General features: G+C 75.1%; 16 protein-coding genes. 6 read left to right on the top strand and 10 right to left on the bottom strand.

Features of this window, described 5'->3' with window-relative positions; translation table 11 throughout:
• Nucleotides 1-120 precede the first annotated feature (120 nt).
• From CTZ28_RS48145 to CTZ28_RS10470, 4 genes are all read right to left on the bottom strand, one after another.
• Nucleotides 121-243, bottom strand: coding sequence for a hypothetical protein (locus tag CTZ28_RS48145; RefSeq protein ID WP_259471533.1), 123 nt, complete (start codon nt 241-243; stop codon nt 121-123).
• A complete protein-coding gene (locus CTZ28_RS10480) occupies nt 240-5,150 on the bottom strand; it encodes a DNA repair ATPase (RefSeq protein ID WP_121889026.1) in 4,911 nt (1,636 codons plus the stop codon). Before CTZ28_RS10480 ends, CTZ28_RS48145 begins: the two co-directional genes overlap by 4 nt.
• Nucleotides 5,151-5,225: 75 nt before the next feature.
• Nucleotides 5,226-7,259 (bottom strand): SPFH domain-containing protein, encoded by a 2,034-nt coding sequence (locus CTZ28_RS10475; RefSeq protein ID WP_121889025.1) that lies wholly within the window; start codon nt 7,257-7,259, stop codon nt 5,226-5,228.
• Nucleotides 7,260-7,355: 96 nt separating this feature from the next.
• A complete protein-coding gene (locus CTZ28_RS10470) occupies nt 7,356-7,763 on the bottom strand; it encodes a hypothetical protein (protein WP_121889024.1) in 408 nt (135 codons plus the stop codon).
• Between the two features lie 737 nt (nt 7,764-8,500).
• On the opposite strand from CTZ28_RS10470, the gene CTZ28_RS10465 reads away from it, so the two are divergent.
• The gene (locus CTZ28_RS10465; protein ID WP_121889023.1) at nt 8,501-9,502 is read left to right on the top strand and encodes an NAD-dependent epimerase/dehydratase family protein; all 1,002 of its coding nucleotides are present in this window, start codon (nt 8,501-8,503) and stop codon (nt 9,500-9,502) included.
• Nucleotides 9,503-9,521: 19 nt separating this feature from the next.
• Here the strand turns inward: CTZ28_RS10465 and CTZ28_RS10460 are convergent, their stop codons facing one another.
• Together CTZ28_RS10460 and CTZ28_RS10455 are read right to left on the bottom strand one after the other, a co-directional pair.
• Nucleotides 9,522-10,634, bottom strand: a complete 1,113-nt coding sequence (locus tag CTZ28_RS10460; RefSeq protein ID WP_121889022.1) for a sensor histidine kinase — start codon at nt 10,632-10,634, stop codon at nt 9,522-9,524.
• Nucleotides 10,631-11,380, bottom strand: coding sequence for a response regulator transcription factor (locus CTZ28_RS10455; protein ID WP_121889021.1), 750 nt, complete (start codon nt 11,378-11,380; stop codon nt 10,631-10,633). Before CTZ28_RS10455 ends, CTZ28_RS10460 begins: the two co-directional genes overlap by 4 nt.
• Nucleotides 11,381-11,495: 115 nt before the next feature.
• Between CTZ28_RS10455 and CTZ28_RS10450 the strand changes: the two genes are divergently transcribed.
• From CTZ28_RS10450 to CTZ28_RS10440, 3 genes are read left to right on the top strand one after another with little or no spacing between them, the layout of a single operon-like run.
• A complete protein-coding gene (locus CTZ28_RS10450; RefSeq protein ID WP_121889020.1) occupies nt 11,496-12,203 on the top strand; it encodes a glycosyltransferase family 2 protein in 708 nt (235 codons plus the stop codon).
• Nucleotides 12,200-12,817, top strand: a complete 618-nt coding sequence (locus tag CTZ28_RS48140) for a TIGR04282 family arsenosugar biosynthesis glycosyltransferase (RefSeq protein WP_121889019.1) — start codon at nt 12,200-12,202, stop codon at nt 12,815-12,817. Before CTZ28_RS10450 ends, CTZ28_RS48140 begins: the two co-directional genes overlap by 4 nt.
• Nucleotides 12,814-13,560: a class I SAM-dependent methyltransferase gene (locus CTZ28_RS10440; protein ID WP_121889018.1), complete on the top strand. Its 747-nt coding sequence runs from the start codon at nt 12,814-12,816 to the stop codon at nt 13,558-13,560. The genes CTZ28_RS48140 and CTZ28_RS10440 overlap by 4 nt, the downstream gene beginning before the upstream one ends.
• On the opposite strand, the gene CTZ28_RS46915 is transcribed toward CTZ28_RS10440, so the two are convergent.
• Both CTZ28_RS46915 and CTZ28_RS10430 read right to left on the bottom strand, forming a co-directional pair.
• Nucleotides 13,449-13,979 (bottom strand): hypothetical protein, encoded by a 531-nt coding sequence (locus CTZ28_RS46915; protein WP_398655653.1) that lies wholly within the window; start codon nt 13,977-13,979, stop codon nt 13,449-13,451. The two genes, CTZ28_RS10440 and CTZ28_RS46915, sit on opposite strands and share 112 nt — an antisense overlap.
• A complete protein-coding gene (locus tag CTZ28_RS10430; RefSeq protein ID WP_259471532.1) occupies nt 13,943-15,172 on the bottom strand; it encodes a molybdopterin-dependent oxidoreductase in 1,230 nt (409 codons plus the stop codon). The genes CTZ28_RS46915 and CTZ28_RS10430 overlap by 37 nt, the downstream gene beginning before the upstream one ends.
• A 122-nt stretch (nt 15,173-15,294) precedes the next feature.
• Between CTZ28_RS10430 and CTZ28_RS10425 the strand changes: the two genes are divergently transcribed.
• The gene (locus CTZ28_RS10425) at nt 15,295-16,692 is read left to right on the top strand and encodes a hypothetical protein (protein WP_398655742.1); all 1,398 of its coding nucleotides are present in this window, start codon (nt 15,295-15,297) and stop codon (nt 16,690-16,692) included.
• Here the strand turns inward: CTZ28_RS10425 and CTZ28_RS10420 are convergent.
• Both CTZ28_RS10420 and CTZ28_RS10415 read right to left on the bottom strand, forming a co-directional pair.
• Complete coding sequence (locus tag CTZ28_RS10420; RefSeq protein ID WP_121889017.1) at nt 16,664-18,160, bottom strand: sensor histidine kinase; 1,497 nt, start codon at nt 18,158-18,160, stop codon at nt 16,664-16,666. The genes CTZ28_RS10425 and CTZ28_RS10420 overlap by 29 nt on opposite strands.
• Nucleotides 18,153-18,839: a response regulator transcription factor gene (locus CTZ28_RS10415; RefSeq protein WP_121889016.1), complete on the bottom strand. Its 687-nt coding sequence runs from the start codon at nt 18,837-18,839 to the stop codon at nt 18,153-18,155. The genes CTZ28_RS10420 and CTZ28_RS10415 overlap by 8 nt, the downstream gene beginning before the upstream one ends.
• 150 nt (nt 18,840-18,989) lie before the next feature.
• Between CTZ28_RS10415 and CTZ28_RS10410 the strand changes: the two genes are divergently transcribed.
• Nucleotides 18,990-19,601, top strand: coding sequence for a PepSY domain-containing protein (locus tag CTZ28_RS10410; RefSeq protein ID WP_121889015.1), 612 nt, complete (start codon nt 18,990-18,992; stop codon nt 19,599-19,601).
• The last annotated feature ends 13 nt before the right edge of the window (nt 19,602-19,614 follow it).

Below are 19,614 nucleotides of genomic sequence, written 5' to 3'. Positions count from 1 at the left end.
AGACACCGTTGCAAGCAGGGACTGTTGGCGGCATCGGTGCCGCGGTTCGGGTACGGCGAGCCCCACCGCCGCGCTGGGCCGAGGCCGCAGCGAGCCTCCAGCATAGCGCGGCGCCGCCGGTCACTCGCGGTCGGGCGGCAGTCGCAGGGCACGGGCCCGCCGCCGGTCCCGGCGGACCAGCACGGCGGTGCGGAACGCCACGATGAGCACGGCTCCGGCGAGCGGCGTCAGGAAGGGGATCACGGCTGCTCCTTCGGCCCGGCGGCGTGCCGGGCCCGGGGGTCGGCGGGCGGGGTGACCGGGGCGACGGCGCGGGTGAGGGCGGCCTCGACGGCGGCCAGCCGGTCGGCGAGCAGCCCGAGCGCGGCCACGGCCCGGACCATGGGCTCCTCGGCGGGGCCGCCGAGCGCCTGCGAGCGCACGTAGGCGGCCGTCAACTCGGACCAGCGGGCGGCCTGTTCGGGGGTGAGCCGACCGCGCAGCCCGGCCAGCTTCAGCAGGTTCGCCTCAGCCTCGCCGGCGAGCGTCCGGGCCTCCGCGGTGAAGTGGTCGTCGATCACGGCGGCGAGTTCGGTGTCGTTCATGACGGGGCGGATGCGCTGGGCGATCCGGTTCATGGTGCGGTAGGAGCCCTGGAGCCTGAACGGCGGCTCGGTGCGGGTGGCGTCCGACCGGGCGGCCGAGGCGATGTAGGCCGCGTTGACTGCGAGGACCGTCTCGCGCACGGTGAGCAGGTGCCGCAGGACGGCCACGATCCGCTCCGCCTCGGCCGGTTCGTCGGCGTGCGCGAGCCGGCCCGGGCGGGCGCCGGGATCGGCGGCGAGCCGGACGAACGCGTCGAGGTCGTGGCGGTCCTGGGCGGCGAGCGGGGCGAGCACCGGGTTCGCGGTGAGCGCGTTCTCCAGGAAGCTGAGGGCGAACACGTCCTCCTTGCCGGTGAGGACGTCGCCCAGGTTCCACACGTCGGCGCGGTTGGCGAGCATGTCGGGGACGTGGAAGCGGGCGCCGGACGCGGTGTAGGGGTTGCCGGCCATGCAGACGGCGAACCGCTTGCCGCGCAGATCGTAGGTGCGCGGTTCGCCGTCCCGCACCCCGTCGACCCGGCGGGTGGCGTCGCACAACGGGATGAACTTCTCCAGCAGTTCGGGCGAGGTGTGCTGGATGTCGTCCAGGTACAGCAGGGTGTTGTTGCCCGCCGCCAGCGCGAAGTTGATCTTCTCGACCTCCCGGCGTGCGGTGGCGTTCGGGGCGTCGGCCGGGTCCAGCGAGGTGACGGCGTGGCCGAGCGCCGGGCCGCTCGCGGTCACCAGCATCAGGCCGAGGCGGTCGGCGACGTACTCGATCAGCGTGGTCTTTCCGTAGCCGGGCGGGGAGAGAAGCAGCAGCAGGCCGCCCGTGTCGGTGCGTCTCGTCTCGCCCGTGGTGCCGAGCTGCCGGGCCAGGCTGTCGCCGACGAGCGGCAGATACACCTCGTCGACGAGCCGGTTGCGCACGAACGCCGTCATGGCGCGCGGGCGGTACTCGTCCAGGCGCAGCCGGGCCCGCTCGGCGGCGACCAGGGCGGCGCGCCGCTGCCGGAAGGCGCGGTGGGCGGGCACGTCCCGCTCCGCGAACCGCCGGGTGCGGGCCAGGAACTCGTCGATCCGCAGCGGCAGGCGGCGGCCGGTGATGCGCGGATGGGTGCCGAGCAGGTCCTCGGCGGTGGCCGTGGGCGAGGCGTCGGACGGGTAGCGGGTCAGGTCCGGGCACAGCTCGGCGGCCACCGCCTCGGCCAGTTCGCCGGGGGTGACGTCCGCGCCGGTGGCCGAGAGGTAAGACGACAGCCAGGCCCCGGCCAGCTGGCGGCGGTCGGCGAGGTCGCCGAGCGCGGCCAGGTCCGCCGCGTAGGCCGAACCGTCCACCGTGCGGCGGAACTTGTCGAGGAGGGCCTGGGTGGCCGCGCCGATGACGAAGCCGTCGGGGCCGGTGGTCAGCTCCTCGAAGAGGTACGCGGCTGCCGCGGCGGCGTCCGGCGCGGTTCCCGGGGTCCAGGCGTCGAGCGCGGCGGCCAGTTCCGCCTCCAGTTCGCCGATCTCGGGCCCGGGGCCGAAGGTGTCGCGGGCCCGGGCCAGCGACACCGCGCGCCGCGTCCACCTGGTCCGGGCCTCGGCGCGGGTGCCGTGCGCCCAGAACAGCTGGGCGGCGGCGCGGGCCGCGGGCTCGTGACGCAGCGGCCCGGCCCGCTCGTACAGGGGCAGGAGCGCGCCGAGGATCACCGTGGCGTCATGGTCGTGGACACCGCGCTCGTAGCCCTCGTCGTGGGCCTCGGCCGCCGCCCGGGCGACCAGGTCGGGCAGCTCGGCCGCCGCCAGGGCGGCCGGGCCGTGCTCGCGCAGCATCCGGGCCGCGAGGTGTTCCGCCCGGTAGACCTCGGGCGACTCGGACGGCAGCGGACGGTCCCCGTGCGGCCGGGCGGCGGTGAACTCCGGGTCGGTGACCGGGGAGCGGTAGTCGGTGCCGGTGAGGGCGAGGGCCAGGCCGTCGCCGTGCGGGACCAGGGTGAGTTCGGCGGGCTGCGCGGTGACCGCGAAGCGGTGGCCGCCCAACCGGATGGTGCGGCCGCCGTCGCCGTACAGGTCGGTGCGGTCGCGCAGGGTGCGGGCCGCCTCCTGGCGTGCCGCCGCCAGCCGGCCGTCCAGTTCCTCGGCGCGCACCGGATCGCCGAGGGCGCGCAGGTCGTCGGCGGTCCGGCGGATCCTGGCGACCATCGGGTCGGAGGCGAAGAAGGTGCTGACCGCGTCGGCGTCGGCGAGCGTGGCGGCGCGGCGGGCGAGCGTCTCCAGGAGGCGGTCGGCGAGGACGGCGAGCCGTTCGGCGCGGCGGGCCCGGTCGTCCAGAAGTGTCTGCTTGCGGGCCGAGAACGCCTCGTACACCTCGGTGCGCCGGTCGGCGACCGCGGCGAGGTGCTCGTCGAACTCCGCGAACCGCGACTCCAGGTTCTCCAGCCGGACGAGGGTGCGGGCGAGTTGCTCGTCGCACTCCTCGGGGGTGCCGGCCACGGCGAGCGCGGCGGTGACCGCCTGGCCGAGCAGCGCGGTCTCGGCGGCGAACGCGGCGTGTGCCTCTCCGTCGCGCAGGGCGCGGCAGCGGGCGTCCAGCAGCGCCCGGGCCCGGTTGACGCCACCGAGTACCTCCGCGGCCCGCTCCAGCACCGAGGTCCGTACGGCGGGGTCGGCGACGTCGAGACCGGCGACGACCTCGGTGACCGTGCGCAGCCCGTCGGCGAGGGCGTCGAGCCGGTCGGCGACGGGCGCCGCCTGCGCGGTGGTGTCGATCGACTCGGCGTCGGCGGCGAGCCGTTCGACGTCCCGGTGGTGCTCGGCGAAGGCGTCCGCGCGGGCCAGGAAGGCGACGGCCCGCCTGCCGGACGCGGCGAGGTCCGCCTCCGCCTCGGCGGCGAGCGCGTCGAGGCGGGCGGTGTCCGTGTACCGCGTCTCCTTGAGGGTCAGCAAGTGACCCTGGGCTTGCCGCAGTTCGGTCAGCCGGGCGACCCAGGCGGCGGCGTCGCGGGGCGCCTCGCCGCGCAGCCGGCGCACCACGGCCGCGAGCCGGTCGGCGGCCTCGTCGAGCGCGTCGGCGGCCTGCCGGGTCAGGGTCCGCACGGCCCGGAACTCGGCCAGCACCTGTTCGGCCGTGTCCCGTACGGCGGCCAACGGGGTGTGCAGTCCACCGAGTTCGGGGTCGGCCAGCCAGTGGTGGGTGTCGGCCGCGCGGACGCAGTCGGCGAGCAGCGCCTGGTACATCTCGGTCGTCGGGGTGGTCCCGGCGGCCGTGCGGCCGATGGACAGGCAGTCGGAGATCCCGCGGACGAGGTCGGCGTTGCCGACGCGGCCGAGCGCGCCGCCGCCGGCGGGGGCGACACACGCGTCGGCGACGTAGGGGGAGGTCCAGATCTGGAGCGGGTGGACGCGGGCCGGTTCGGCGGCGGCGCCCGCCGGGTCGGCGCGCAGCACCATCAGGGTGCCGTCGTCGAAGGCGGCCCAGCCGTGGCAGGGCAGCGGGCTCGCGATCTCCTTGCGGATCATGTGGTACGACAGCAGCAGACTGCGCCCGGTGGCCTCGGCGTGAAACGCGAACAGGACGTCCTCCCCGTACGGGGAGCGCACCTCCCGCTCGAACTCCAGGCCGCTCGTGTCGAGTTCGTACGTCTTGTGGCTGCCGTCCGCCAGGCAGTAGCCGCCGGGGAAGACGATGCCCTGGTCCTCGGGCAGCCGGCGGCAGGCCCGCCCGATGCCGTCGAGGCGGACGACCGTCCTGGTCAGGGTGTTGAACACCAGGTAGCGGTGGGTGTCCTCCTTGTAGGGGCGGATCCGCAGCAGGATCAGCGCGCCGATGCGGGCGTGCGCGATGTCGGCGTCGGCGAGCGACTGCAGGGGCTCGGCCACCGGCTCGCTGTGGACCGGATCGCCGTCGGCGTCCTCCCCGGCCTCCGCCCGGACGGTGAGGGCGCCGCCCACGGTCGACACCTGGATCTCGCCGTGCACGGCGACATGCGGGTGACGGCCGGGCACCTGGTCCGCGCGGGTCGTCCCGGTCCAGGCGAAGTCGTGGGCGGGCGGCCGGACATGGTCCCGTTCACCGCGGGCGTCCAGGAACACGGCGCGTCCGTCGTCGGTGAGCGTCCAGCGCAGCACCCGGACGTCGTCGCCGCTTTCGCCGGTCCGGAAGACGGCCAGCAGTCTGCCCTCGACCCGGCGCAGCCGCAGCAGCCTGGCCTCCCGGTAGTAGCGGTGCAGCGCCGCGAACTCCCTGATGAAAGCGGGGTCGTCGAGCAGTCCTGGCACCGTGTGCGCGGGCAGCGGGTCGAGGTTGCGGTCGTACAGGGTGAGGACGTCGGCCACCCGCGGCTCGGGCCGGGCGGTGTGGTGGCCGAACAGCAGCCGGTCGCCGACGGCGACGACGTCCCGGGGCACGGTGGCGCCGTCGGTGCGCAGCCGGCCGGTGCCGGTGAGGTCGAGCCCGGTGGCGCCGAACTCCGCGACGCGGCGGGCGTCGAGGGCTTCGGCGCCGTGGGTGAGTTCGGCGGCCTGCGCGGTGAGCCGGTCGCGCAGCACCTCGTACGTTCCGGTGTCGACGGCGTCGTACGGACCCGTCTCCGGGACGGTTGCCATGGATCGTGCGTCCCTTCCAAGAGGTGCGGGCCCAAGCTGCCGTCCCCTGTGCGGCAGCTTGGGCACCGCGGTTCATCAGGCCCCGGCCGCACCGTTCAGTGCGGTGAGCGGGGTGTCGGCGAGGCCCAGTTCACCGGCCCGGTCGAGGAGTTGGCGCAGCTGTCCGGCGTGCGCGCCGTCGGCCTTCATCAGCTTCATCAGCAGGGCGGAGACGGTGAGGTGCTGCACGTCGGCGGCGGAGACCGAGCCGAGGACGCGGCTCAGGTCGTCGGCGAGGTTCGATGTGCCGTCCAGCCAGGGCCCGGCCAGGGCCTGCGCGGTCGCGGAGTGGGCGACGAAGCCGTCGACGCTCTTGCCGAGCCCGATGGCTGACATCAGCCGGTCGAAGAAGACGGACTCGCCGCCGACGATGTCGATGTCGGCGTGCTCAAGGCCGGTCGCGAGGACGGTGGCCTGCGCCTCGGCGACCTGCCGCTGCACGTCGAAACCGGCGAGCCGGATCTCCTTCTCGGCCTGAAGGCGCAGCCGGTACTCCTCATGCCCGCGGGACGCCTCGTCCAGCGCGGCCATGGCGCGGGCCTTCTCGGTCAGGCCCGCCGCCTCGGCCTTCAGCTTCTCGGCGACGGCCGTGGCCTCGGCCAGCGCCCTGGCCTGGGCGCCCTCCGCCTCCGCGCGGATGCGGGCCTCGGTGGCCACGGCCTCGGCGCGGCCGGTCTTCTCGATGACCTCGGCCTCCTTGTCGCGGACCTGGACGGCGGCGAGCCCTTCGGCCGCGGCCTCGGCCTGGACGGCCTCGGCCAGCCGCAACTTGGCCCGGGCATCCAGGTCGGCCTTCTTCAACCGGGCCTCGGCCAGGGTGAGTTCCTCGGCGGCGCGGTGTGTGGCGGCCTGCTCGGCGGCCTGCGCCGCCTTGATGTCCTTGACCAGCTGCTCCTGTGCCTCGGCCTCCGCGGCGATGATCACGGCCTGCCGCTCCCGCTCGGCCTCCTCGACCGCGCGCAGCTTCTTGATCGACTCCTCCTGCTCGGCGACCGTACGGTCCACGGCCACGCGCTCGCGGATGACCTCGGCGATGTCCCGCTTCTCCGCCTCGACCTCCTTCTCGGCGGCGATCCGGGTGAGCTGGGTCTCCCGCTCCCGGGCGATGACCTCGATGAGCCGGTCCTTCTCGATCCGCTCGTTCTCGATCGCGATGACCCGCTCGCGGTTCTTCGCGGCGACGGCGACCTCGCGGGCCTGGTTCTCGCGCTGCACGCCGAGCTGCTCCTCGGTGCGCAGGAACGCGCCCTGGGCGCGCAGCCGTTCCTCCTCCACCACCCGCGCGGTCTCGGCCTCCTCGCGGGCCCGGGTGGTCTCGATCTCCCGCCGCTGCTTGATCTCGGCGTCGGCCTGCCGGCGTTCGAGTTCCAGGATCGCCTCGCGGGCGTCGACGTTCTGCCGGGTGATCTCCTTCTCCTCGGTGCGCTGGGCCTCGTTGGTGCGTACGTGCTCGACCGCCGTCAACTCGGTGATCTTGCGGATGCCCTGGGCGTCGAGCACGTTGGCCGGGTCCAGCTGGGTCAGCGGCGTCTGCTCCAGATAGTCGATCGCCGCGTCCTCCAGGTGGTAGCCGTTGAGGTCGACGCCGATCAACTCGATGATCTGGAACCGGAGTTCCTCGCGCTTGGTGTACAGGTCGGTGAAGTCCATCTGCTTGCCGACGGTCTTCAGTGCCTCGGAGAACTTCGCGTGGAACAGCTCCTGCAGCGTGGTCCGGTCGCTGGCCCGGGCCGTGCCCACGGCCTGGGCGACCTTGATGACGTCCTGGACGGTCTTGTTGACCCGGACGAAGAAGGAGATGCGGATGTCGGCGCGGATGTTGTCCCGGCAGATCAGCCCCTCCCGTCCGGCACGGGTGATCTCGATGGTCTTCACCGAGATGTCCATCACCTCGGCCTTGTGCAGCACGGGCAGCACGACCTGCCCGGTGAAGGTCACGTCGACCTTGCGCATCTTCGAGACGATCAGGGCCTTGCCCTGCTCCACCTTGCGGAAGAGACGTGAGACGGCCAGGACCACGACGACGAGGAGGAGCAGACAGACGGCGATGAGCACGCCGATGACATCCATGGCATACGTCCTTCAGGCATGAGGCGGAGAACTCGGGGAAAGTCAGGCGGGGTTGCGCGCCGGCGGGGGCGGACGGCGGTCCGGGCGGCGCGCGGGTCAGCCGACGCCGTCGCGCGCCGCCGCACGGGCGGGCCCGGGTTCGTCGGGGAACAGGCGGTGCAACGGCCGTACGAACAGGCAGGTCACCCGCCAGGCGGCGAGCAGTGCGGCGGCCGACACCAGCACGTGCAGCGCCCCGGTCACCGCCCCCGTGGGCAGCAGCGCGGCGAGCAGCAGCGCGTGCGCGCCGACGCCGAAGAGCCAGGCGAGCGCCGTCAGCAGGGTCAGCGCGACCGCGACCGGTACCCCGCCCATCCCCCAGCGGCCGAGGTCGAGGTCGGCGTCGAAGCTGTTCGCGGCGGCGGCGCCGACGGCGACCAGCAGCCAGAAGCACCCGACCACGACGAGGGCGGCGGTGAACAGGATCGACAGCGGGCCGGTGGCGGCCTCCCAGAGCGTCCGCATCGTCCGACCCCCTCCCCGTCCTCGGCACGTCCGGACGGCGTGCTCGGGCGAGGCACGGGACATGCTCCGGACCCCGGACCGGGCACCTGCCGGTGCCCGGCACCGGAGCCGTCCTCAGTGCTCCCCCGGCGTCATGATGCCCGCCCGGCACCCGGATGCGCATTGCCGGAACCCGGCAGCGTTCCCCGGGGTCTGGATGCCGGTGAGCCGTCATCGGCGCATCAGGACCGCGGGGGAACACGGTTGAGGTTCGAGCGGTGCCCGGGCCGTTACGCCCGCATCCTGGCCGACGTCTCGGCCGGCCGCCGGGCACGGACTGCGCGAGCCGGTCGCGCCCCACGCGAGCCCGGGCCGCCGTGCGGCACCTGGCCGACACCTGCGCAAAGGGCTGCGAACGCGGGGCGCGCTGGGGACGACGGACCGGCTCGGCCTGGAGGGACCGGCGCTTGGGCGCCCCTTCGTCCAGGGTCCGGGCCGGCGCACGGTGCAGGTCGAGCCGGGCCGGGACCGGGCGGGGGCCTGCCGTGGGAGGCGGCCGGTGTCCGGCCCTGGGGGCAGCGCGATCAGCGGCCGGCGCGCGGGCCGGTCCGCGCGCCCGGCAGTCCGCGCGTGCCCGGCCTGCCGGGTCCCGGCAACCGGGCTCGCGCGGCGGGCGGGGCCGGTACGGGGCTTACGAAGCCGTGACGTGCCGGGCGCGGAGGCACGGCCCGGCCGGGGCGCGGTTCTAGCGTGGGCGCATGCGTGTACTGGTCACCGGCGGTGCCGGGTTCATCGGGTCCCATGTGGTCGAGGCGCTGGCGGAACGCGGGCACGAGCCGTCGGTGTTCGACGTACGAACGGAGGCGGGCGCGGACGTTCGAAACCCGGAGGCGGTCGGCCGCGCCCTCGCCGGGATCGACGCGGTCTGCCACCAGGCGGCCATGGTGGGGCTCGGCACCGGCTTCGCCGACGCCCCGGAGTACGTCTCCCGCAACGACCTCGGCACGGCCGTGCTGCTCGCCGCGATGGCCGAGGCGGGGGTGCGCCGCCTCGTGCTGGCCGGGTCGATGGTGGTGTACGGGGAGGGCCGCTACACGTGCCCCCGGCACGGGGTGGTGCGGCCGGGCCCGCGGGCCGTCGCCGATCTGGCCGCCGGGCGCTTCGAACCGCGCTGCCCGGTGTGCGGTGCGGAGGTGGCACCGGGGCTGGTCCGCGAGGACGCCCCGGCGGATCCGCGCAATGTGTACGCGGCGACCAAGCTGGCCCAGGAGCACCTGGCGGCGGCCTGGGCGCGGGCGACGGGCGGGGCGGCGGTGTCGCTGCGCTACCACAACGTGTACGGGCCCGGGATGCCCCGCGACACCCCGTACGCGGGGGTCGCCTCCTTCTTCCGGTCGGCGCTCGCCCGGGGCGAGTCGCCGCGGGTGTTCGAGGACGGCCGCCAGCGCCGGGACTTCGTGCATGTGCGGGATGTCGCGGCGGCCAACGCGCTGGCCCTGGAGGCCGGTTCGGCGCCGGGGGCGCTGACCGTCTACAACACGGGCAGCGGCGAGCCGCACACCGTCGGGGAGATGGCGGCCGAGCTGGCCGCGGCGCACGGCGGTCCGGCGCCGGTGGTGACCGGGGAGTACCGGCTGGGCGACGTGCGGCACATCACGGCGGACTCGGCGCGGCTGCGGGCCGAGCTGGGCTGGCGGCCGCGGGTCGGATTCCGGGCGGGGATGCGGCGGTTCGCGGACGAGCCGTTGCGCGCGGGGTGAGCGGCGGGGCCGGCCGGGGTCACCCCTCCGGGACGGGGAGCGTCACCTCGAAACGGCAGCCGCCGGGGATGTTGCGCACGCCGGCGTGCCCCTGGTGGGCCTCCACGATGCCGCGGACGATGGCGAGGCCGAGGCCCGCGCCCGCGGGCGGGGTCCGGGCGTGCGTGCCACGCCACCCGGTGTCGAAGACGCGCACCAGATCCTCCTCGGGGATGCCGCCGCAGCCGTCGGTCACGGACAGCACCACGCCGTCGGGCGAGCGTTCGGCGGCCACCGCGACCGTGCCGTCGGCGGGGGTGCGGCGGATCGCGTTGACGAGGAGGTTGCCGAGCACCCGGCTCATCTCCTTGCCGTCCACCTCGACCGGCACGGGTTCCACGCGGTCGCCGACGAGTCGTACGCCGTGCTCGCGGGCCAGCGGGTCCGCGCCCGCGAGGGCGTCGCCGACCAGGTCGTACACGGAGACACGGGACGTGGCCAGGGCGAGCGCGCCGGCCTGGATCCGGGAGAGTTCGAACAGGTCGCCCACCATGTCGTTGAGGCGCTCGACCTCGGTGCGGATCTGCCGCAGATAGCGGTCCGGGTCGGCGGCCACCCCGTCCTCCAGGGCCTCCGCCATGGCGCGCAGCCCGGCCAGCGGGGTGCGCAGATCGTGCGAGATCCAGGCGACCAGTTCACGGCGGGAGGACTCAAGGGCCCGCTCCCGCTCGCGGGACTGCGCGAGCCGGGCGCTGGTGGCCGCCAACTCGCGGCTGAGCTGGTCGAGTTCGGCGGTGGCCGGGCCCGCTGGGGCGGCGAAGTCGCCGTCGTCGCCGAAGGAGCGGGCGGCGCGGGCGAGCGCCCGGCTGCGGGCGACCACCCAGCGGCCCAGCAGCAGCGCGGTGGCCAGGGAGACCACAGCGGCCATCGCGACGACCGTGGTCACCACGCTCAGGTCGTGCGGCGACAGGAACATCGCCCAGGCGACGGCGAGCGTGCCCGCGAGCATCGCGACGACGGCCACGGCGGCGACCACGGCGAGCGACGCGGTGAGCGACCGCCGGCGGACGAGCCGCAGCACGCCCGCCCCGGCCAGCCCGGTCGCGGCGGCGCCGAAGAACGCGTACAGGGCGATGAGCAGGATGTCGGTCACGGCAGTTCGGCCTGTCCTTCGGGGTCGAACCGGTAGCCCATGCCCCACACGGTCCGGATCAGCCGCGGCCGGGCCGGGTCGTCCTCGACCTTGCCGCGCAGCCGGCGCACATGCACGGTGACGGTGGACAGGTCGCCGAAGTCCCAGCCCCACACCTCGCGCATCAGGTCCGCCCGGCTGAACACCCGTCCCGGATGGCGCAGGAAGAAGGCCAGCAGGTCGAACTCGCGCAGGGTGAGAGCGAGTTCGTCGCCGTCCTTGGCGGCGCGCCGGGCGGCCGGGTCGACGGTGAGGCCCGCCGCGGCCAGCGGCCGGAGGTCGGAGCGCGGCCGGGTGCGGCGCAGCACCGACTCGACGCGCAGGACGAGTTCGCGGGGGCTGAAGGGCTTGGTGACGTAGTCGTCGGCGCCGACCTCCAGGCCCAGGATGCGGTCGTCCTCGTCACCGCGCGCGGTGAGCATGATGACGGGCACGGGCGCACGGGCACGCAGCCGCCGGCAGACCTCGAGGCCGTCCATGCCGGGCAGCATCAGGTCGAGGACGACCAGGTCCGGCCAGTGGACGGCCGCCCGGCTCAGCGCCGTCGGGCCGTCCTCGACCCGGTCCACGGCGTGCCCGGCGCGGTCCAGATAGCGGGAGACGACCTCGGCGACGGTGGGGTCGTCCTCGACGACCAGGACCCGGGCGCCCCCGGGGCGGGGTGGCCCGGCGGGGGCGGCGTCCTCGGCTCGGTGCGGCTGCTGCATGTGCCCAGCCTCGCATCGGGCCCGCGTCCGCGTCGTCCCCGGGCCCGGCCGCCGGGCGCGACGTCCGTGTTTCGTAAGGAGCGCAAGCCCGGTATGTCCTTTTCGCGCTCGTAGGGTGAAGGCCGTGACGATCTCTCCCACGACCCCGGCGGTCGATGTGGTCCTCCCCTGCCTGGACGAGGTGGCGGCGCTGCCCTGGGTGCTCGGCCGGGTCCCGGCCGGCTGGCGCGCCCTCGTCGTCGACAACGGCTCCACCGACGGCTCCGCGGAGGTGGCCCGCGGGCTCGGCGCGACCGTCGTCCCCGAGCCGCGCCGCGGCTTCGGCGCCGCCTGCCACGCCGGACTGACCGCCGCCACCGCCGACATCGTGTGCTTCTGCGACTGCGACGGCTCGCTCGACCCCGCGCTGCTGGTGCCGTTCGTCCGCGAGGTCCGCGCGGACCGGGCCGACCTGGTGCTCGGCCGGCGCCGGCCGCGGGGCCGGAGCGCCTGGCCGGCCCATGCCCGCGCGGGCAACCTCGTCCTCGCCCGGCTGCTGCGCCGCCGCACCGGGCTGCGCCTGCACGACCTCGGGCCGCTGCGCGCCGCCCGGCGCGAGCCGCTGCTCGCCCTCGGCCTCACCGACCGGCGCAGCGGCTACCCGCTGGAGATGGTGGTGCGGGCGGCCGACGCGGGCTGGCGCGTCACCGAGCAGGACGTGCCGTATCTGCCGCGCACCGGCGCCTCGAAGGTGACCGGCACCTGGCGCGGCACCTGGCACGCGGTCCGGGACATGAGACAGGTGCTCGCCGCGCCTGTCGCGGGAGGTGGCGCACCCCGATGACCACGCTGCTCGTCATCGCCAAGGAGCCCCGGCCTGGCCGCGTCAAGACCCGGCTCACTCCCCCGTTCACGCCCCGGCAGGCGGCGGAGCTCGCCGAGGCCGCGCTCGCCGACACACTGGCCGCCGTGGCGGACGCGCCGGCCACCCGGCGCGTCCTCGTCCTGGACGGCTCCCCCGGCCCCTGGCTGCCGCCCGGTTTCGATGTCGTACCGCAGAGCGCGGGCGGCCTGGACGAGCGGCTCGCGGACGCCTTCGCCGGCTGTACGGGGCCTGCCCTGCTGATCGGCATGGACACGCCGCAGGTGACACCGGCGCTGCTCTCCGTGGAGTTCACCGGCTGCGACGCGTACTTCGGACCGGCCGAGGACGGCGGCTTCTGGGCGCTGGGGCTCGCGGTGCCCGCCCCGGAGCTGCTCAGGGGCGTGCCCATGTCGACGGCGGAGACCGGCGCGGTCCAGCGGGCCCGGCTCGTCGCGGCGAGCCTGCGGGTGTGCGATCTGCCCCGGCTGCGCGACGTGGACACCGCCGCCGACGCCCGCGCGGTCGCCGCGGCGGCCCCGCGCGGCCGGTTCGCCGCGCGGCTCGCCCGGCTCGGCGCGGGCACCGCCCGGTGAGCGGCGCACCCGGCGCCGCCCACCGGGTCGCCGCCCCGCCGTGGGGCGCAGGCGACCCCTACGCGGACGCGCTGCGCACCGGGCACGGCCCGCTGTTCCTGCGCCGCGGCGACGGCTGGCTGCTGCCGCTTGACGTGGAGCGCTGGTGTGCCGCCGCCGACCCGGTCGACCTGGAGGTGCTGGAGCGGTGCGAGGGCGCCGTGCTCGACGTGGGGTGCGGGCCCGGGCGGCTGGTGGCCGCGCTCGCCGCGCGGGGCCGGCCCGCGCTGGGCATCGACGTCAGCGAGGCCGCCGTCCGGCACACCGTGCGCAGGGGCGGCCAGGCGCTGTGCCGCTCGGTCTTCGAACGGGTCCCCGGCGCGGGCCGCTGGGACACGCTGCTGCTCATGGACGGCAACATCGGCATCGGCGGCGACCCGGGCACGCTGCTCCGGCGGCTGGCCCAACTGGCCGCACCGGCCGGGCTGCTGGTCGTCGAGACCGCGCCGCTGGACATCGACGAACGCGTCCGGGTCCAGGTCGTCCACACCGGCGGCCCCGGTGGCACGGCGGGCAGCCCGTTCCCCTGGGCGCGCATCGGCACGCCGGCCCTGCTCCGGTGCGCGCGGCGCACGGGCTGGCGCGCCGTCGGTCAGTGGGCGGCGGGCGGCCGGTGCTTCGCCGCCCTGCGCAGCCGCAGGGCCAGTACCGCAGCGGAGCCGGCGAACAGCAGGGCCGTCATCAGCAGCCAGCGGGCCAGATAGCCGTCGGTGGACTGCCCGGCCGCCAGCCGGTACGACCGGTCCACCGCCCCGGTGATCAGCGGGGCCCAGATCAGCAGGAGCAGCAGCGACAGGGCGGCCGGCACCCGGACGTACAGCAGCCGTTCGCGGCGGCCGACCGCCGCGCAGCCGCGCACCAGGGCGCGGTCGGCCGCCGAGTACAGCGGCAGCAGCACCAGATCGTGCAGCAGCGCCGCGCCCACGAACCACAGGGTCACGCCGAGCCAGTCGCCGGCCAGCAGCCGTACGGCCGCGTAGCCGGCGAGCGCGAACGAGCAGGCCAGCAGGAGGATCTGCAACGGGCTGCCGACGGGGATCCGCCGCTGCATCGCCCGCAGCCGGCTGCCGGCCGGGATCCGCCGCTTCACCGCAGGTCTCCGAAGGTCAGCCGGGCCACCCACTTGGTGTTGAGCACACCGGGTGCCGCGGGCACGATGACCCGCGCCGGGAAGCCGTGGTCGGGGTCGAGGTCCTCGCCGTTGACGTACAGGGCGAGCAGGGAGCGCTCGTCGCCGACCTGGTTGGCGCGCAGCGCGGCGTGCCGGAAGGCGCCGTGCCGCTGGAGCGACTCGACGTACACGTCGGTCGGACGGTCGTGGCCGACCAGCGCGGCCAGGTCCCGCAGCCGTACCCCACGCCACCATTGGTTGGAGGTCGACCAGCCCTCCACACAGGCGATCGGCAGCGCCGAGCTGTACAGCGGCAGCCGTGCCAGGTCGGCGCGGCTCAGCCGGAGGGTTCCGGTGCGGCCGGTGAGCACCAGCCGCCAGGCGTCCGCGGCGGTCTCGGCCGGGTCGATCCGGGCGTACGCGGCGGTCTTGTTGATCTGGAATCCGTTCGGGCCGCTGCCCGGTTCGGATCCCCCGTGCGGGGCGAGCACGGCGGTCTGCCGTGCCACCCCGTCGAAGCTGTGCCCCACGGTCGTGCCGAACAGCAGCAGCGAGCCGCCGCCGACCAGTCCCAGGGCGCCGCGCCGTGAGACGGTGGGCGGATCGGGCCGCGGGGCGTGGAGTTCACCGCGCTCCTCGCGCAGGCCCCGCACGTTGCGCAGGGCAGCCGGGAGTTTCAGGACGGCGTGCGCGACGAAGGCGGCGAAGAACACCCAGGCGCCGTAGAAGTGCAGCGGGTAGAAGGAGCCCGGGAAGACGTAGTCGAGCTGGATGTTGAGCACTCCGGTGACGAACTCGAACAGCCCGCCGCCGACCAGGAGCAGCAGCGAGATCCGCTCCAGGGCGTGGGCGAGCGAGCGGGCCGGCGGCAGGGTGAAGAGCTTCGGCACGACCGACCACAGCTTGGCCAGCAGCACCGGGATCAGGGTGATGCCCAGGGTGACGTGGACGCCCTGGTTGAGCCGGTACAGCCAGGCCGGTCTCGTCGGCCAGGAGAAGAGGTAGAAACCGAGGAGTCCCTTGTCCGGGGTCTGGTCGTTGACCGGCGACAGGTCCGGGTTGTAGGCGGCGTACGAGAGCAGTCCGGTCACGAACAGCACGGTGATGCCGGCGAGCAGGACGAGGCCGAGCACCGAGGTGAACCACGTGCCGCGCAGGGGGCTGCGCCAGAAATCCGGCGAGGTGGGGAGCCGTTGATCGCGCATGCTCCGACCGTAGGCCGCGACCGCCGCGGGAACGGGTGCGCGACCCATGACGAAACGCTGACGTCCGCCGTGTGCGCGGCCGGCCACGCCCTCTCGGCGCCTAGCGTTCCGCTGTGACCCGCTTGCCCCGTCCCCATCCTCGTCCCCGTCTCCGTCCCCGGCCTCGTCTCCGTCCCCGGCCTCGTCTCCCGCTGCGCGACCTGTGCGCCGCCGGAGCCGCCGCCCTGCTCGTCCTGGTGGCCGTGCTGGTCGGCCGGCACATCCAGGACACCCATCACACCCTGTTCGTCAACTGGCCGCCACTGTTCGCGGTGTGGGAGCCGCACCTGAGTCCGGGCACCCCGGCGGCCGTCGTCGTGGCGGCGGCCGTCGTGGGGTACGGGCCCGTGCTGGCGGCCCGGCTGCCGTGGCGGACGCTGCTCGGCTCGGCCTGGGTGGCGGCCATGGCCTGGATCTGGTCGCTCGCGCTGGTCGACGGCTGGCAGCGAGGCGTCGCCGGCCGGCTCACCACCCGTGAGGAGTATCTGCGGGTCATCGGCCGCTTCCACGACATCCCGGGCACCCTGCGGGACTTCACCCAGCACATCGTGGCCGGTTCCCCTGAGCCGTGGCCCGCCCATGTCGCCGGCCATCCCCCGGGCGCCACGCTCACCTTCGTACTGCTCGACCGGATCGGGCTGCGCGGTGGCGGCTGGGCGGGTGTGTGGTGCATCACGGTCGGTGCGACGGCGTGCGTGGCGGTGCTGGTCGCGGTGCGGGCGCTGGCCGATGAGCGGCTGGCGCGCCGGGCGGCACCGTTCCTGGTGCTGGCACCGGCCGCGGTGTGGCTCGGCACCTCGGCCGACGCGTACTTCGCCGCCGTCGCCGCCTGGGCCGTGGCGCTGCTCGCCCTCGCCGTCACGGGCGGGTCGCCCTGGGCTGCGGCAGGCTCCGGCCTGCTGTTCGGGCTGACCTGCTACCTCTCCTACGGGCTCACCCTGTTCGCGGTGATCGCGGCGGCGGTGCTGGTGCTCGGCCGGCACCGGGTCCGCGAGCGCCCCGCCCTGCTCGCGCCGCTGGCCGCCGGGCTGGCCGTGGTGCCTGCGGCGTTCACGCTCGCCGGGTTCGACTGGTGGGAGGCGTACCACCTGCTGGTCACCCGCTACTACCAGGGCGTGGGCGGTGTCCGTCCGTACGGCTACTGGGTGTGGGCCAACCTGGCCTGCACGGTGCTCTGTACGGGGCCGGCGACGGCGGCGGGCCTCGCACGGGCCGGCGGGACGCTCGCCCGGCGACGCGGCGCGGCCCTGTCCCGGCCGGACGCCACCGGCCGCCTCGCCCTGCTGGTCGCCGCGGCCCTGCTCGCCCTGCTGATCGCCGACGTGTCCGGCATGAGCAAGGCCGAGACGGAACGCATCTGGCTGCCCTTCGCGATGTGGCTGCTCGCGTCCTGCGCGCTCCTCCCCCGTCCCCGCACCTGGCTGACCGCCCAGGCGGCCCTCACCCTCCTCCTCAACCACCTGCTCCTGACCGGCTGGTAGCCGGGGGCTGTGGGGGCTTCGGGGGTGCGGTGCCGGGGAGTCGGAGGCGGAACGCCGCGCCGCCGGTGGGGGATTCGCCGACGGTGAGCGTTCCGCCGTGCCGGAGCACGACGTCGCGCGCAATGGCGAGGCCCAGTCCCGCGCCGCCGTCGTCCCGGCTGCGGGACTCGTCGAGGCGGACGAAACGTTCGAAGATCCGTTCCCGGTCGGCCGGTGCGATGCCCGCGCCGTCGTCCGCGACGGTGACCACGACGTCGTCGCCGTCCCGGGCCACGCCGACGGTGACGGAAGTCGCGGCGTGCCGCTGGGCGTTGTCGAGGAGGTTGCCGAGGACCCGCGAGAGCTGCCCCCGGCTGCCCCGGACCGCCAGGCCGGTGCCGGTCGTGGTCGCGGCGGTGGCGACCCGGTCGCCCGGCGCGCGCTCGGCCACCTCCTGGGACACCAGCGCGGCCAGGTCGACGGGGGCGTCGGCGGGCCGCTCCCCCGCGTCGAGCCGTGCGAGCAGCAGCAGGTCAGCGGCCAGGTGCTGGAGGCGTACCACGTCGTGCAGCAGATCGGCCGGGACCAGCAACCCGGGGTGCTGGGCGGCGACTTCGAGGTGGGTGCGGAGCGCCGCGATGGGACTGCGCAGCTCGTGCGAGGCGTCGGCGACGAAGCGGTGCTGGCGCTCCACGGACCGTTCCAGGGCGGTCAGCGTCTCGTTGGTGGTGCGGGCCAGCCGCGCGATCTCGTCCCGCGAGGCGGGCTCGGGCACCCGGCGGGCCAGATCGCCGCTGCGGGTGATCGCGGCCATCTCCGCGCGGATGCCCTCCACCGGTTTCAGGGCCCGCCGGGTGACGAGCCAGGTGACGGCCGCGACGACGACGAGGAGGAACGGCAGCCCGGCCAGCATCGACCGGGTGACCTGGTCGAGGGTGGCCTGCTCGTCCTCCAGGGAGGTGCCGGCGTAGACGGTGTAGGTACGGCCGTCGTACGTCGTCCCCTGGACGGCGGCGAAGGCGTAGGCGCGGGTCTCGTCCCCCACGGTGACGGTGAGGGTCCGCGGTTCGGCGTCCGTGCCGACCCTGCCGCGCGGCGGGGTGACGTCGTCGTCATCGTCGTCGCCGCGTCCGCCGTGGTGGTCGGACGGGGTGCTCGACGGGCCGGGGGCCGCGGGCGCGTAGCCGGCGAGCGCGGGCCGTCCGAGCAGTTCCTCACCTGCGGCGAGCACCGTGCTCGCGGAGTCGACGACCTGGACCGGGTGTTCCTCCTCGTCGGGCAGGTCGAGCCCGCCGAAGTCGCCGCTCAGCGCGGCCTGCGCGCCCGCCACGGTCCGGGCGGTGATCTCCGACTCCAGACCGGCCCGGCCGGTGAGGTTGTGCCGCAGTACGGCGACGACGGCGAGGCCCGCGACGACCAGGGCGACACAGACGACCACGGTGGCGGCAAGCGCGGCACGGGCCCGCACCGAGCCGAACGGCCTAGTCATGCCGGCCGCCGCCGGCTTCCAGCCGGTATCCGGCGCCGCGCACGGTCGTGATCGACCGCCGCCCGAACGGCACATCGATCTTGCGGCGCAGGGCGCTGATGTAGACCTCGACGATGTTCGGGTCCCCGTCGTAGGCGAAGTCCCACACGCCGGCCAGGATGTCCGCCTTCGACACGACCTGGCCGGCATGCCGGACGAGATGCTCCAGCACCGCGAACTCCTTGGCGGTGAGGGGCACTTCGGTGCCCGCCCGGTCGACACGGCGGGCGTCGGGGTCGACCGTCAGATCCCCGACGCGCAAGGTCGGTGCGCCGCCCCGGGTGCGGCGGCGCAGCAGGGCGCGGATGCGCGCCTGGAGCACGACGTACGAGAACGGCTTGGTGAGGTAGTCGTCCGCGCCGGTGTCCAGCCCCTCCGCCTCGTCGTACTCACCGTCCTTCGCGGTGAGCATCAGGATCGGGGTGTCGTCGCCGGCGCCCCGCAGCTGTGCGCAGACCCGGTAGCCGTTCAGGCCGGGCAGCATGATGTCGAGCACGATCAGGTCGTAGCGGCCCTCCCGCGCCAGATGGAGGCCGTTGACGCCGTCGTGCGCGACGTCCACGGCGAAGCCCTCGGCGGCCAGGCCCCGGGACAGGGCGGCGGCGAGGCGTCGTTCGTCCTCCACGATCAGCAGGCGCATGGGCACAGCGTCTCAGACCGCACCTGAAGCGATCTTCAGGATGCTTCAGCGTGCGTTCAGGATCGCTGTCGCAGGGTGGGTCGTGTCAGGCCGAGACTTCGGCGCTCCGCCGCGGCCGGTCCGCGGCACTCAGGAAAGGACCGTCCCACGATGAACGCCCTCAAGCGCCACCTGCCGACCGGTCGTCGGCGCACCGTCGCCGCCGTGCTCGCCGCGGCCGCGCTGCTCGGCAGCCGCGACGACAGCGCCCGCGCCGGCACGACCGCCGTCGATCCGCAGCAGGCGGCGGACGCCGCCACGACATCCGTCGCGGGTACGGTCACCGCGATCGAACAGGAGGGGGAGCACGGCAGGACCGTGTGGAAGGTCGACGTGGTCGACTCCCGGGGCACCGGGCACGAGGTCACCGTCGACCCGGGTGACGGCAAGGTGACCGCGAGCACGACCGGCACGCGTGAGGACCGGGAGGACGGGGACGATCGCGACGACGCCGCCGAGGCCGCCGCGGTCAAGAGCGCCGGGACCGATCTGGGCCGGGCGCTGAAGGCCGCGCTCGCCGCCGTGAACGGCACCGTGACATCCGTCGAGATCGACGACGCCGCGGACGGGACGGCCGTCTGGGAGATCGACGTGGTCGACGCCGGGGGCACGGCGCACGAGGTCGTCGTCGACGCCGCGACCGGCCGCGTCACGGCCGCCCGCGCCGACGACCACGCGCGGCACGGCGCGCACGAGGACGACGACCACGGCGCCGACGACTGACGCACCGGCGGCT

This window comes from Streptomyces shenzhenensis, from assembly GCF_003688995.1.
GTDB classification, from domain to species: Bacteria; Actinomycetota; Actinomycetes; order Streptomycetales; family Streptomycetaceae; genus Streptomyces; species Streptomyces shenzhenensis_A.
This window is presented reverse-complemented; position numbering and strand designations above follow the sequence as displayed.